This is a genomic window from Pseudomonas sp. LBUM1655 (assembly GCF_059716085.1).
In genome coordinates, this window is the sequence record NZ_CP166801.1 from 5,643,893 (window position 1) to 5,658,376 (window position 14,484).

The window sequence follows — 14,484 nt, forward strand, 5'->3', positions numbered from 1 at the left end:
GCGGCCTACTGAGGGCCTATAGCTCAGTTGGTTAGAGCAGAGGACTCATAATCCTTTGGTCCACGGTTCAAGTCCGTGTGGGCCCACCAAATTGAAAGCCGCGCTAAATGCGCGGCTTTTTCTTGGGTAATGGTTTGATACGGTTCGACTTCGCAGGACGACTTCTGCGAAGGCTGTAGGCAAATTCTGAAGCTGTGTTTTATGGCGACTTGGTGCCTGTTGGGCATTTCTTTGACGGGATACTCTCCGGACATCGCTGCTGATCAGCGGTCGGGATTGGAAACCCGTCGAATCAAAACGCAACAGCCCTCTTTTATGGCTGCTGTGCGTGGGACGTCTTCGGACGTGCCGGTTCCTTGGTTCCCGGTTTTCCAACCTGCGCACAGCCGCCACCTATTCGCTTGGAAACGTGTAGGACGGCTCCTCGAACCAAGGAGTATCACCATGCCTGACACAAAACTGCCCCACCCTTCAGACCTGACAACAATCGGCCTCACCCCCTTCATCTACTGCTCCAACCAACCCCTCTTCCATGTCAGCGCCGGCGTCCCGATTGGCGATGCCCTGTCTCAAGCCTCCGACCTGCTGTTTCTGGTCAAAGCCTTCGCTGAAGACGCCGCCTACGACAAAAAAACCGACCGTTATGCCTGGGGCGCTTATTTCCTCACGGCGATGAGCAAAGCGGTAATTGATGATGTGGTGAAGGTCATTAGCTATCCAAAACAAACTTCATCGAAATAAGCCGAGTATCCGCGTAGCTTTTTCGAGTTTGCTCGTCGTCGATTCACTCTCGCTGTGGGTATATTTTCGGAAGATAACCCCGGGTTCTGTAGGAGTTTTCCGAAGCTATGTTTTCATTCAGTTTTCTACCTTGTTGGTTTTTAATCCGAAGAAGTAACCTCCGGACGCCGTTATTCGCCCGGGATTACTTTCATGATTGTGACTGCAGCGCCACTGATAAAGGAAGCGGCTGGCCAGCAGACATGGATCGACCTTGCTTTACCCGATCTGCGAACGCTGGCCAGGGAGCTTCGCTCAGCCGCAATCGATGAGATAAAAAGAGCTGAAGACGCAGACGGAGCCCTGAAAATTCTCTTGGCTTACTTTGGTTTCGTCGACGAGGCATTACTGGCTATCACCATCCTCACACCCATCGGAAACATTGCGGTCAGGAGAGACAAGCTCGCCCATATTGTCGAAAAACGCCCAGACTCTCGAGAGCGGTATGTCCGACATGCTATCGATACGCTAACTGGACCTTTCGAAGTTTGGCGAATTCTTTACGATAACGGCGAATATCGGTTGGCATTCATCAACGCCTACGAGGCAAAAAATGACATGCTCGTCGTGGTCGATGTCAGAAACGGACATGTTCTCTGGAACTTCATGCATGCGCCGGCCAGAGCAATGAACAAGCATCGCCAAGGCAAACTTTTATACAAGCGATACGTTCTTGAAGACAAAGAAAAAGGGCAGCTATGAGGCTGCCCTTGAGTATTTGAATCCTGATATTGGCATCCTCAGGAAATGGGATGAAGAGGTCTCACCTTACACCGATGTTGCAGCATCGCTGAGGTACCTACGTCTGCTAAAGCCCTGCAAGGCAGCAGATTTCGCGCTCTTGTCGGTATTTTTGATAAAGACACCTGGCAAGTCAACCCATTTTTGGATTGCATGTATTCAAGGCATTTGGAGCGGGCGAAAAAATTCTTGAGGGTTACAAAACCATTCGATTATCCGCTCGCAAGCGATTCACTGGTTGAGCCTGTAACATGCCAAGTCTGAGACCCGCGCCCCATGGAGCACCCCTTGCCAGACATCCGCCCACCCGCGCTTGACGAAATCGACCGCCAGTTGATCGCCGCCCTGCAAATCAACGCCCGCGAAAGCGTGGCCATGCTCGCCCGGCAGTTGGGCATCGCCCGCACCACCGTGACGTCGCGGCTTGCACGGCTGGAAAAGGCCAAAGTGATCACCGGTTATGGCGTGCGTTTGGGGCAACGCGTGGTTGATGGCGGGTTGCAGGCGTATGTCGGGATCAAGGTGCAGCCGCGTTCTGGCAAAGAGGTGTTGCGCCGCTTGAGTGCGATGGCGCAGGTGCAGCAGTTGTGTGCGGTGAGTGGCGAGTTTGACTATGTGGCGTGGTTACGTACCGATTCGCCAGAGCAACTGGATCAGTTGCTGGATCAGATCGGGAGTGTGGATGGGGTGGAGAAGACGACGACTTCGATCATCCTGAGCAGCAAGATTGATCGGGGGCAGCCGGTTTGATCACACGTGGCTGAGAGGGCCTCATCGCCAGCAGGCTGGCTCCTACAGTGATCGAAATGAAGCCATGAATCGTCACTTTGATCAAAATAATGGCAAAACGACGACACTTTGCGTCTTATTAACGTGTTCTACGCTCCCTAGAATGGCTGGCATCTTTTCCTATACTCAGACGCGTATTCCGCGTCGGGTCGCCAGCAAGGTCAGCCATGAACAAGAACAATCGCCATCCTGCAGACGGTAAGAAGCCAATCACCATTTTTGGCCCGGACTTCCCGTTCGGCTTTGACGACTGGATCGAACACCCGGCCGGTCTCGGCAGCATTCCTGAACATAATCATGGTGCCGAAGTGGCGATTGTCGGCGCAGGCATTGCCGGACTTGTCGCCGCCTACGAACTGATGAAGCTTGGCTTGAAACCGGTTGTGTACGAGGCTTCCAAACTCGGTGGCCGTCTGCGTTCCCAGGCATTCAACGGCACAGACGGTATCGTCGCTGAACTCGGCGGCATGCGTTTCCCGGTATCGTCCACCGCGTTTTATCACTACGTCGACAAACTCGGACTCGAAACCAAGCCCTTCCCCAATCCGCTGACGCCGGCCTCCGGCAGCACCGTGATCGATCTGGAAGGCAAAACCCATTACGCACAGAAACTGGCGGATCTTCCTGCACTGTTTCAGGAAGTGGCTGACGCCTGGGCAGACGCACTGGAAGCTGGCTCGCAGTTCGCGGATATCCAGCAAGCCATCCGCGATCGCGATGTACCGCGCCTGAAAGAGCTGTGGAACACCCTCGTGCCGCTGTGGGACGACCGCACGTTCTACGATTTCGTCGCCACTTCCAAAGCCTTCGCCAAACTGTCGTTCCATCACCGCGAAGTGTTCGGTCAGGTGGGTTTCGGCACCGGCGGCTGGGACTCTGACTTCCCCAACTCAATGCTGGAAATCTTCCGCGTAGTGATGACCAACTGCGACGATCATCAGCACCTGGTGGTCGGCGGCGTGGAACAAGTGCCGCAAGGCATTTGGCGTCATGTGCCGGAACGCTGCGTGCACTGGCCAGAAGGCACCAGCCTGAAATCTCTGCACCGTGGCGCGCCGCGCTCCGGGGTGAAGAAAATCGCCCACGCCCCCGATGACCGCTTCGCCGTCACCGACAACAACGGTGACACCCGCGAATACGCCGCCGTGCTGACCACTTGCCAGAGCTGGCTGCTGACCACGCAGATCGAATGCGACGAAACCCTGTTCTCGCAAAAGATGTGGATGGCGCTGGACCGTACTCGCTACATGCAATCGTCGAAAACTTTCGTGATGGTCGACCGGCCGTTCTGGAAGGACAAGGATCCGGAAACCGGCCGCGACCTGATGAGCATGACCCTCACCGATCGCCTGACCCGTGGCACCTATCTGTTCGACAACGGCGACGACAAGCCGGGGGTGATCTGCCTGTCGTACTCGTGGATGAGCGATGCGTTGAAGATGCTCCCGCACCCGGTGGAAAAACGCGTGGAACTGGCGTTGAACGCGTTGAAGAAGATCTACCCGAAAGTCGACATCGCCGCACGCATCATCGGCGATCCGATCACCGTTTCGTGGGAAGCCGACCCGCACTTCCTCGGTGCGTTCAAGGGCGCCTTGCCCGGCCATTATCGCTACAACCAGCGGATGTACGCGCACTTCATGCAGGACGACATGCCCGCTGAGCAACGCGGGATTTTCATCGCCGGCGACGACGTGTCGTGGACGCCGGCGTGGGTTGAGGGCGCGGTACAGACGTCGCTCAACGCGGTGTGGGGGATCATGAAACATTTCGGCGGTTCTACACATAAAGAGAACCCGGGCCCGGGTGATGTGTTCAAAGACATCGGCCCTATCGCCCTGCCCGAGTAAGAGGAATCCCTGATGCGTGTAGCCCTTTACCAATGTCCGCCGCTGCCACTGGACCCCGCCGCCAACCTGCAACGCCTGCATCAGTTGGCGATGGAGGCCAAGGGCGCCGACCTGCTGGTGCTGCCGGAAATGTTCATGACCGGCTACAACATCGGCGCCGAGGCGGTCAGCACTTTGGCCGAGGTTTACAACGGTGAATGGGCTCAGCAGATCGGCCGGATCGCCAAGTCTGCCGGCTTGGCGATTGTTTACGGATACCCCGAGCGTACTGCTGACGGGCAGATCTACAACGCCGTGCAGTTGATCGACGCCCACGGCGAACGCCTGTGCAATTACCGCAAGACGCATCTGTTCGGCGATCTGGATAGGTCGATGTTCAGCCCCGGCGAAGACGCATTCCCCGTGGTTGAACTCAATGGCTGGAAGCTCGGATTCCTGATCTGCTACGACCTGGAATTCCCGGAAAACACCCGACGTCTGGCCCTGGCAGGCGCCGAGCTGATTCTGGTGCCGACGGCGAACATGATCCCGTTCGATTTCGTCGCAGACGTGACCGTCCGTTCCCGCGCCTTCGAAAACCAATGCTACGTGGCCTACGCCAACTACTGCGGCCATGAAGGCGATATCCACTATTGCGGGCAAAGCAGTATCGCTGCGCCGGACGGCAGTCGTATTGCTCAGGCCGGACTGGACGAGGCCTTGATTGTCGGCGAGCTGGATCGGCAGTTGATGACCGCCTCCCGCGCAGCCAATCGCTACCTCAGCGACCGTCGCCCCGAGCTTTACGGCGCGCTGAACCAGCGCTAATCCGCTAGCATTGGCACTTCACTGTTCTGGAAGTGCCCATGCCCGCGCCGACCCACCCTCGTCCCCACACTGAAACCCTGGCCAATGGCTTGCGCGTGTCCCTGCGTCATGTACCGGAACTCAAGCGCAGCGCCGCCGCCTTACGGGTGGCCGCTGGCAGCCATGACGTGCCGTTGGCGTGGCCGGGGCTGGCGCACTTCCTCGAGCATTTGCTGTTTCTCGGTACTGAGCGTTTTCCTGCGAATGAAGGGCTGATGGCCTACGTGCAGCGTCATGGCGGGCAGGTGAATGCCAGCACTCGGGAGCGCACCACGGACTTTTTCTTTGAGTTGCCGACGCAGTCTTTCGGTGCAGGGCTTGAACGTCTGTCGGACATGCTCGCCAACCCGCGTATGAATCCGGACGATCAGTTGCGGGAACGGGAAGTGTTGCAGGCGGAATTCGTCGCCTGGTCGCAAGATCCGACGGCTCAGCGGCAGTTTGCGTTGTACGAGGGATTGTCGGCGGAACATCCGTTGCGCGGTTTTCACGCTGGGAACCGCGACACGCTGCAAGTCGAGCAACCGTCGTTTCAGCTGGCGCTGACAGATTTCCATCAGCGCTTCTATCGCACCGCGCAAATGACCCTGAGCTTGGTTGGGCCGCAGAGTGTTGACGAGTTGCGCAGCTTGGCAGAGCAATTTGCTGCGATGCTGCCGGTTGGGGATAAAACGCCGCAGGCAGCCACCTCGCCATTGGCGCTGAAAAGTTATCAACAGGTCGGCGAGCAGTACTGCAATCTGTTGTTTGCCTTCGACGCGTTGCCCGACGCCTCTGCCGAGGCAATGGCGTTTCTCTGTCATTGGCTCAACAGCGCCAAACCGGGTGGTTTGCTCGCGTACTTACAGGCCAGAAATCTGGCCGACAGCTTGAAAGCAGCGCCGCTGTATCACTTCTCCCGGCAAGCCTTGTTGCATCTGCAGTTCTGCGCGCCTGCCGGATCGTTGAGCGCGATTGGCGAACAAGTGCACGATTGGCTGAGTTTCTTTGCACGGCAGGATTGGGCGCCGCTGCGTAAGGAATACGCAGCCCTGCTTCAGCGTCAGCAGCAAGTCAGCGGCGCGTTGCAGCTGGCGCGTATCGATATCGAACGGCTCGAAAGTGGCCTGACCGACGCCGGCGTGTCGGCCCTCAAGCAAATCCTTGGTGAAATCGGCACTGTGGATAACTTCAGCAGCCACTGGCGCCTGCCTGAAGCCAATCCGTTCTTGCGTGCGAATGAACCACTGGCCAACGCCGGATTGATCCGTGGCCAGACCAGCGCCCACCGTGGGTTGCGCACGTTTGCTCAGGATCGTTCGCGCGGCCGTCGCGAACGCTCGCCCATGCAGTTCAGTCAGGCATTGCCGGACAACGGTGATGAAGGCGCGATTTATCTGCGCTGGCAATTGGAGGCAGCAGCCAATGCTGACCTGCAAGCGCAACTGCATCGCAGCCTTCGGGAAACTCAGGACGACGCACGTCAGGCCGGGGTCGAGTTGTCGCTCGGCACAACCGGCAATCAATGGCTGCTGAAACTCACCGGCCTGCAAGAGCCGATGCCCATCGTCCTGGAGCACGCGCTGAAATGTCTGACGCAAATTGACGCCGATGCCGTGCGAGGCGAGCCAGAAACGCCGTTGATGCCGATCCGCCAGTTGCTCAAGGCGCTGCCGGTACATTGTTTGGCCTCAACGCCAACTTGCGCCGATGCCAAACATCTGTGGACAACTTCCCGCTGGGATGGCCTGGCGCTAGGCCTCAGCGCGCAAACCCAATCTGCCATGGGGCTGGCCCTGAGCCGTATTCCTGGCATCCCTGATAATCAATTGCCTGCTCCGTCGACCATCAACGGCCAACACCTGTGGAGCCACATCGACACCGCGTCCAGCGAACACTCGCTGCTGCTGTTCTGCCCGACCGCCAGCCGCGAAATCGCCGACGAAGCTGCATGGCGCCTGCTGGCGCAGCTGTGCCAGACGCCGTTCTATCAGCGCCTGCGCGTCGAATTGCAGTTGGGTTATGCGGTGTTCAGTGGTGTGCGGCAAATGCACGGGCAGACCGGGTTGCTGTTCGGCGTGCAATCGCCAAAAGCCACACCGGAAGCATTGCTCGGGCAAATTCAGCAATTCCTCCAAGGCATTCCGGCGCTGATTGAAACCCTGGATGACGCCAGTCTCAGCCAACAACACCAATCGCTAATCGATCAGTTCAATGACACAAATCTGTCGACCAAAGACTCCGCCGAACTGCTGTGGCAGGCCAGACTCGCGGGCCATTCGTCGGATTATCTGCCGCAATTGTTCGCCGCGATTGGCCAACTGGATCGTCCGGCATTGCTGGCAGCCGCACAGCGCTTAAACAACGCCGAAGGTGGCTGGCTCTGCCTTGCCAGCGACGCTATGCCCGGCGAACCATGGCAAGCGGCAAACTGATCATTACTCAGGCTGCAAGGAGCTTTCTCAAAGATTCACAGGCAATCGTGTTGAAATTTTGAGTAACATAGCCGCCTAACTATTTGGAACATCCCTGCGCTGCCGTGGACTATACCTATGGACAGCGCTATCCCACCCACCCGAAGGAGACACCCTATGTCCTGGACAAAACCGGCTTACACCGACCTGCGTATCGGCTTCGAAGTCACCATGTACTTCGCCAGCCGCTGAGTTCTGCCCACGCAGACTTGCAGTGCAACGCCTCGGCTCGCCGGGGCGTTTTATTTTCAGCGTTGAAATAATGGAGCGTTCATGTTCGTCCAGATTCTGGGTTCGGCCGCCGGTGGCGGTTTTCCGCAGTGGAATTGCAACTGCGTCAATTGCGCCGGTTTTCGCGACGGCAGCCTGAATGCCAAGGCCCGCACTCAATCGTCCATCGCGATTTCCGATGACGGCGTGAACTGGGTGCTGTGCAACGCCTCGCCAGACATCCGCGCGCAACTGCAGAACTTCGCTCCGATGCAACCGGGCCGTGCGCTGCGCGATACCGGTATCAGCGCGATCATCCTGATGGATAGCCAGATCGACCACACCACGGGCCTGCTCAGCCTGCGCGAAGGCTGCCCGCATCAGGTCTGGTGCACGGACATGGTTCACGAAGACCTGAGCACCGGTTTCCCGCTGTTCACCATGCTCAAACACTGGAACGGTGGGCTGGACTGGAACCGTATCGAACTCGATCAAAGCTTCACCGTCGCCGCGTGCCCGAACCTGCGTTTCACTCCCCTGCCCTTGCGCAGTGCCGCGCCGCCGTATTCGCCGCACCGCTTCGATCCGCACCCGGGCGACAACATCGGCCTGATCGTCGAAGACCTGAAGACCGGCGGCAAACTGTTCTATGCGCCGGGGCTGGGCAAGGTTGACGCGCCACTGCTGGAAATCATGGCCGGCAGCGATTGCGTGCTGGTGGACGGCACAATGTGGGACGACGATGAAATGCAGCGCCGTGGCGTCGGCACCCGCACCGGTCGCGAGATGGGCCATCTGGCGCAAAACGGCCCTGGCGGCATGCTCGAAGTGCTGGAACAGCTTCCCGAGCAACGCAAGGTGCTTATCCACATCAACAACACCAACCCGATTCTCGACGAGGATTCGCCGGAGCGCGCGGAACTGGCGCGGCGTGATGTTGAAGTGGCGTATGACGGCATGAGTATTGTGCTGTAGCTGATGGCCTCATCCCTGGCAAGCCAGCTCCCACAGGGTTCTGTGGCGTACACAAAAACTGTGGGAGCTGGCTCGCCAGCGATGACGTCCGAATAGACACAAGTGATTCCAACGGTTGTTCCCCGGAGAACCGCAATGACCGACCAACCGATGTCCCCCGCCGAATTCGAAGCGGCCCTGCGCGCCAAAGGCGCCTACTACCACATCCATCACCCGTACCACGTGGCGATGTATCAGGGCCGCGCCACCCGCGAACAGATTCAGGGCTGGGTCGCCAACCGCTTCTACTATCAGGTGAACATTCCCCTGAAAGACGCGGCGATCCTCGCCAACTGCCCGGATCGCGAAATCCGTCGCGAGTGGATTCAGCGCTTGCTCGACCACGACGGCGCCCCGGGTGAAGACGGCGGCATCGAAGCCTGGCTGCGCCTGGGTCAAGCGGTCGGCCTCGACCCGGATCAATTGCGCTCCCAGGAACTGGTGCTGCCCGGCGTACGCTTCGCCGTCGATGCCTACGTCAACTTCGCCCGCCGCGCCAGTTGGCAGGAAGCTGCCAGCAGCTCGTTGACCGAACTGTTCGCGCCGCAGATCCACCAGTCGCGCCTCGATAGCTGGCCGCAGCATTACCCGTGGATCGACCCGGCCGGTTACGAATATTTCCGCACCCGCCTCGGTCAGGCGCGCCGTGATGTCGAGCATGGCTTGGCGATCACGCTGGAGCACTACAAGACGCGCGATGGCCAGGAGCGCATGCTGGAAATTCTCCAGTTCAAACTGGACATCCTTTGGAGCATGCTCGACGCCATGAGCATGGCCTACGAACTGAACCGCCCGCCGTATCACAGCGTGACCGAACAACGGGTCTGGCATAAAGGAATCACCCTATGAGTTTCGACCGCAGCAAGACCCCGACCTGGCGCCCCGGTTACCGTTTCCAGTACGAACCGGCGCAAAAAGGCCATGTGCTGCTGTACCCCGAAGGCATGATCAAACTCAACGACAGCGCCGCGCTGATCGGCGGTTTGATCGACGGTGAGCGCGATGTCGCGGCGATCATTGCCGAACTCGACAAGCAGTTCCCCGGCGTGCCCGAACTCGGTGAAGACATCGAGCAATTCATGGAGGTTGCCCGTGCGCAGCACTGGATCGAACTTGCCTGATTCGTCGGTGAGAATGCCGCCCAAGCCTGAGGTCGGCCTGCCGCTGTGGTTGCTCGCCGAGCTGACTTACCGCTGCCCGCTGCAATGCCCGTACTGCTCCAATCCACTGGATTTTGCCGAGCAGGGCAAAGAGCTTAGCACCGAGCAGTGGATCAAGGTATTCCGCGAGGCGCGGGAGATGGGCGCGGCGCAACTGGGCTTTTCCGGTGGTGAGCCGCTGGTGCGCCAGGATCTCGCTGAACTGATCGGCGAGGCGCGCAAGCTCGGTTTTTACACCAACCTGATCACCTCGGGCATCGGCCTCACCGAGCAGAAAATCAGCGACTTCAAGAAGGCTGGTCTCGATCACATCCAGATCAGTTTCCAAGCCAGTGACGAGCAAGTGAACAACCTGCTCGCCGGCTCGAAAAAGGCTTTCGCGCAGAAGCTGGAAATGGCCCGTGCGGTGAAGGCCCACGGCTATCCGATGGTGCTGAACTTCGTCACTCATCGGCACAACATCGACAAGATCGACCGCATCATCGAGCTGTGCATTGCGCTCGAGGCGGATTTCGTCGAACTCGCCACCTGCCAGTTCTACGGCTGGGCGCAGCTCAACCGAGTCGGTCTGTTGCCGACCAAGGAACAGCTGGTGCGCGCCGAACGCATCACCAACGAATACCGCGCCAAACTGGAAGCCGAAGGGCATCCGTGCAAGCTGATTTTCGTCACCCCGGACTACTACGAAGAACGCCCGAAAGCCTGCATGAACGGCTGGGGCAGCATCTTTCTGACAGTCACCCCGGACGGCACTGCCCTGCCCTGTCATGGCGCCCGACAACTGCCCGTGCAATTTCCCAACGTGCGCGACCACAGCATGCAGCACATCTGGTACGACTCGTTCGGCTTCAACCGCTTTCGCGGTTACGACTGGATGCCCGAGCCTTGCCGCTCCTGCGACGAGAAAGAAAAGGACTTCGGCGGCTGTCGCTGCCAGGCGTTCATGCTCACGGGGGACGCGAGCAACGCTGACCCGGTGTGCAGCAAATCCGAACAGCACGGCGTGATTCTCAAGGCCCGCGAGGAAGCCGAACACGCTACTCAAACCATCGAACAACTGGCCTTCCGTAATGAACGAAACTCACGCCTCATCGCTAAAGGCTGAGCCTTTCAGCGCCGCTCAAGCCGTCGCCGCCGGGATGGATTTCGCCGAACTGCAACTCGGCGCCAACGGTTTGTTCTGGAATGAATATCGTCCCGAAGATGCCGCGTGCCGGATCTGGCACTGGCGTGACGGCGCGGCGAAATGTCTGACGCCGGCCGGTTTCAGCGTGCGCAGTCGGGTGTACGAATATGGCGGTGGCGCGTTTTGTCTGACGCCTGACGGGGTAGTTTTCGTCGGCGAGGCGGATCAGCAACTGTATCGGCAAACGCTGGATGGCGAGCCTGAGGCGCTGACGTCGGGCGAGTGCCGTTTTGGCGATCTGCATTTTGCCGATGGCCAGGTGTTGGCGGTTGAGGAACAACACGACACGCATCGGCTGGTGGCGATTGATCTGGCTGACGGCAAGCGTCATCTGCTGGCCGAAGGGGCGGACTTTTACGCCGCACCGACGGTAAGTCCTGATGGCCAGCGTCTGGCGTGGATCGAGTGGAGCCGCCCGCATCAGCCCTGGACGTCGACCCGGTTGATGGTGGCCGAAGGTGATTTTTCGGCGCCCCGTTGCGTGGCGGGCGAACAATTTGAGGAGTCCATTCAACAGCCGCGTTTCGATGCTGAAGGCCGTTTGTATTGTCTGACCGATCGTGGCGGATTCTGGCAACCGTGGATTGATACATCGAATGGCCTTCAGCCTTTGCCAAGTGCTGAAGCCGATCATGGACCCGCGCCTTGGCAGCTAGGCGGTTGCACCTGGCTGCCCGTTGGTGAGTCTTACCTGGCCAGTTGGAGCGAGGGTGGGTTCGGCTGCCTAGCGCTGAACGGCGAAGACTTTACCGGCGACTACAGCCGCTTTCGTCATCTGGCACTGGATCAGCAATTCATCTATTGCATCGCCGCGTCGCCGATCAGTCCTTCAGCGGTGATCGCCATTGATCGCGCATCCCGCGTAGTCAAAGTGCTGGCCGGCGGTGTTGCACCGTTGCCCGCCGAACGCATCAGCCGCCCGCAAACCCTGCGTTACCCCAGCGTTGCGGGCGAGGCTCACGGGTTCTTCTATCCGGCCATGAGCGGCGAGGCGAAACCGCCGCTGGTGGTGTTCATTCATGGCGGCCCGACTTCAGCCTGTTACCCGCTGCTCGACCCGCGCATCCAGTACTGGACGCAACGCGGCTTCGCCGTGGCCGACCTCAACTATCGCGGCAGCAGCGGTTATGGCCGCGACTATCGACAGGCGTTGCATTTGAGCTGGGGTGACGTCGACGTCGAAGATGCCTGCGCGGTGGTGGCGTATCTCGCCGAGCGTGGCATGGTCGATGGTGATCGCGCATTTATTCGGGGCGGCAGCGCGGGCGGTTACACGACGCTGTGCGCCCTGGCGTTCCATCAGGTGTTTCGTGCGGGCGCCAGCCTTTATGGCGTCAGCGATCCGGTGGCCCTTGCCCGAGCCACGCACAAGTTTGAAGGCGACTACCTCGACTGGCTGATCGGCGATCCCGAGCAAGACGCCGAACGTTACGCCGCCCGCACTCCGTTATTGCACGCGAGCAATATTCGCGTGCCAGTGATTTTCTTTCAGGGCGAACTGGATGCCGTCGTCGTACCGCAACAGACCCGCGACATGGTCACGGCGCTGGAGCAGAACGGCATCCCGGTCGAGGCGCATTACTACGCCGATGAACGCCACGGCTTCCGCCGCGCGGTGAATCAGGCGCATGCGCTGGAACAGGAGTGGTTGTTTTATCGGCGGGTGATGGGGCTAACGTTGACACAGAATTAGCGGTGTCCCGTTCGCGAGCAGGCTCGCTCCCACAGGGGATTTGTGAACGACACAGATCCAGTGTGGGAGCGAGCCTGCTCGCGAAGGCAATCTATCTGGCGCTGCAGGACTCAGCGCTTGGCGATGATGTACACCGCATGCACGATCCCCGGAATGTAGCCACACAACGTCAGCAGAATGTTCAGCCAAAACGCCCCGCCGAACCCGACCTGCAGAAACACACCCAGTGGCGGCAACAGAATGGCGATGATGATACGAATGAAATCCATGGGTCAGCTCCTGATTGGGGGTTGGCTCACTTGAGCCATACAAGCTAATCGACATTTGCCGTTCGTCAGGGTTCAGTGCTATCGCCATTTGTTCGCCACTACCCCACACAAAAAAACGCCCCACGCCAAAAGAATCAGGCGTGGGGCGTGCGTTATACCGCGAGACGGTTCTTCAATTCGGGTAGGACGTTTCGGATCAGACGGCAATCCCCTTACGGCATTGCAGTTGCGCAGTGCGCACGCGGGAAAAGGCGCGGGCCAGACGCAGGAGCATTTCGTCGATATTGGTTTTGCTGACGGTGAGTGCCGGGGTGAAACGCAGGCAGTTGGCTTGCGGGGCGTTGAGCAGCAGGCCTTCGTGCAGTGCGGCATTGATGACAGCAGCTGCAGAGTCGTCTGACAGGCTCAGTCCCCAGAACAGGCCTTGACCGCGCAGTTCACCGTGGCCATAGCGGTGGGCCAATCGCGCCAGACCTTCGCACAGGTGCTGGCCGTTTTCTCTAACCTGTTCGAGAAAAGTCCGGTCCTGCACGCTGTCGAGCACCACCAACCCTGCAGCTGTCATCAGCGCATTGCCGTGATGGGTGCCACCCAGTTCGCCGGCGTCGAAACAACACGCCTTGCCTCGCGCCAGCAGCGCCGCCAATGGCACCCCACCTCCGAGACCTTTGCCGAGCACGACGATATCGGCGTGTACACCGTAGGACTGTTCCGCGAGCAAGGTGCCGCATCGCCCGATGCCGGTCTGCACTTCGTCGAGGATCAACAGGATGCCCAGCTCACGGCACAAACGCTCGACGCCTTTGAGGTAATGCTCGGTGGCGGGAATGACGCCGGCATCGCTCTGGATCGGTTCAAGCATGATCGCTACGGTTTGCGCATCCACTGCAGCATGCATTGCCGGCAAATCGTTGAACGGCACCAGATCGAAGCCAGGCAACAACGGCGCGAAGCGGTTGGGCAGGTTCGCACTGTCCGACGCCGAGATCGTCGCCAGACTACGGCCGTGGCAGCCCTGCTTCGCAACGATGATCCGCGAGGCGCCGCCGCGATGCAGTTGACCCCACTTGCGCGCCAGTTTGATCGCCGCTTCACAGGCTTCGCTGCCGCTGTTGAGCAGATAAGCCTGATCGCTCGAGGTGCTCGCACAAAGGCGTTCGGCGAGGCTGAGCATGCCGCGATTGTGCAGATTGAAACCCGGATTGATCAGCGCCTGGGCCTGACTGGCGATGGCTTTGACCAGAGCCGACGGACTGTGACCGAGGCTGTTGGCGCCGCCAGCCTGAGAGAAGTCGAGATAAGCGCGGTCGTTGCTGTCCCACAACCAGGAACCCTGGCCACGGACGAAGACCTGCTGGGGCCGCTCGACGCTGGGCATCAGCCGATCGGCGTTCAGGCTGCCCCCAGCAACAGGCTGATCGGCCTCGAAAGCGAGGTCATCCAGACTCGGCACCGGGCGGCGCAAACTGAACAGATTCATTGGAAAAAACCTC

Annotated in this window: 14 protein-coding genes and 1 tRNA gene; 13 read left to right on the forward strand and 2 right to left on the reverse strand. The window is 59.3% G+C overall.

The features are described 5' to 3' along the window. Positions 1-12: 12 nt before the first annotated feature. From ACA074_RS25410 to ACA074_RS25470, 13 genes are all read left to right on the forward strand, one after another. Positions 13-89, forward strand: a tRNA-Ile gene (locus ACA074_RS25410). Positions 90-444: 355 nt separating this feature from the next. Further along, entirely contained in the window at positions 445-741 is a 297-nt protein-coding gene (locus ACA074_RS25415) for a DUF3077 domain-containing protein (RefSeq protein WP_497677991.1), read from the forward strand. Positions 742-933: 192 nt separating this feature from the next. Continuing rightward, a complete protein-coding gene (locus ACA074_RS25420; RefSeq protein WP_187680846.1) occupies positions 934-1,482 on the forward strand; it encodes a PBECR2 nuclease fold domain-containing protein in 549 nt (182 codons plus the stop codon). Positions 1,483-1,809: 327 nt separating this feature from the next. Then, entirely contained in the window at positions 1,810-2,271 is a 462-nt protein-coding gene (locus ACA074_RS25425; RefSeq protein ID WP_187680847.1) for an Lrp/AsnC family transcriptional regulator, read from the forward strand. 206 nt (positions 2,272-2,477) lie between these two features. Further along, positions 2,478-4,160 carry a flavin monoamine oxidase family protein gene (locus tag ACA074_RS25430; protein ID WP_497677992.1) on the forward strand — a complete coding sequence of 561 codons (1,683 nt, stop codon included), beginning with the start codon at positions 2,478-2,480 and terminating at the stop codon, positions 4,158-4,160. A gap of 12 nt (positions 4,161-4,172) precedes the next feature. Beyond that, the gene (locus tag ACA074_RS25435) at positions 4,173-4,967 is read left to right on the forward strand and encodes a carbon-nitrogen hydrolase family protein (RefSeq protein WP_489879390.1); all 795 of its coding nucleotides are present in this window, start codon (positions 4,173-4,175) and stop codon (positions 4,965-4,967) included. Positions 4,968-5,005: 38 nt separating this feature from the next. Then, complete coding sequence (pqqF, locus tag ACA074_RS25440; protein WP_497677993.1) at positions 5,006-7,420, forward strand: pyrroloquinoline quinone biosynthesis protein PqqF; 2,415 nt, start codon at positions 5,006-5,008, stop codon at positions 7,418-7,420. A 156-nt stretch (positions 7,421-7,576) separates the two neighbouring features. Then, positions 7,577-7,651 (forward strand): pyrroloquinoline quinone precursor peptide PqqA, encoded by a 75-nt coding sequence (pqqA, locus tag ACA074_RS25445; protein ID WP_003422658.1) that lies wholly within the window; start codon positions 7,577-7,579, stop codon positions 7,649-7,651. 81 nt (positions 7,652-7,732) lie between these two features. Then, entirely contained in the window at positions 7,733-8,644 is a 912-nt protein-coding gene (gene pqqB / locus ACA074_RS25450) for a pyrroloquinoline quinone biosynthesis protein PqqB (RefSeq protein ID WP_187680851.1), read from the forward strand. A 135-nt stretch (positions 8,645-8,779) separates the two neighbouring features. After that, complete coding sequence (gene pqqC, locus ACA074_RS25455; protein ID WP_497615473.1) at positions 8,780-9,532, forward strand: pyrroloquinoline-quinone synthase PqqC; 753 nt, start codon at positions 8,780-8,782, stop codon at positions 9,530-9,532. Beyond that, on the forward strand, positions 9,529-9,804 hold the full coding sequence (pqqD, locus tag ACA074_RS25460) for a pyrroloquinoline quinone biosynthesis peptide chaperone PqqD (protein ID WP_489879387.1): 276 nt from the start codon (positions 9,529-9,531) through the stop codon (positions 9,802-9,804). The genes pqqC and pqqD overlap by 4 nt, the downstream gene beginning before the upstream one ends. Positions 9,805-9,817: 13 nt before the next feature. Then, complete coding sequence (gene pqqE, locus ACA074_RS25465) at positions 9,818-10,948, forward strand: pyrroloquinoline quinone biosynthesis protein PqqE (RefSeq protein WP_401268216.1); 1,131 nt, start codon at positions 9,818-9,820, stop codon at positions 10,946-10,948. Continuing rightward, positions 10,914-12,722 (forward strand): S9 family peptidase, encoded by a 1,809-nt coding sequence (locus ACA074_RS25470; RefSeq protein WP_497677994.1) that lies wholly within the window; start codon positions 10,914-10,916, stop codon positions 12,720-12,722. The genes pqqE and ACA074_RS25470 overlap by 35 nt, the downstream gene beginning before the upstream one ends. Before the next feature lie 110 nt (positions 12,723-12,832). On the opposite strand, the gene ACA074_RS25475 is transcribed toward ACA074_RS25470, so the two are convergent. Next, positions 12,833-12,991 (reverse strand): YqaE/Pmp3 family membrane protein, encoded by a 159-nt coding sequence (locus tag ACA074_RS25475; protein ID WP_003228885.1) that lies wholly within the window; start codon positions 12,989-12,991, stop codon positions 12,833-12,835. Positions 12,992-13,187: 196 nt separating this feature from the next. After that, a complete protein-coding gene (locus ACA074_RS25480; RefSeq protein WP_497677995.1) occupies positions 13,188-14,471 on the reverse strand; it encodes an aspartate aminotransferase family protein in 1,284 nt (427 codons plus the stop codon). Positions 14,472-14,484 lie beyond the last annotated feature (13 nt).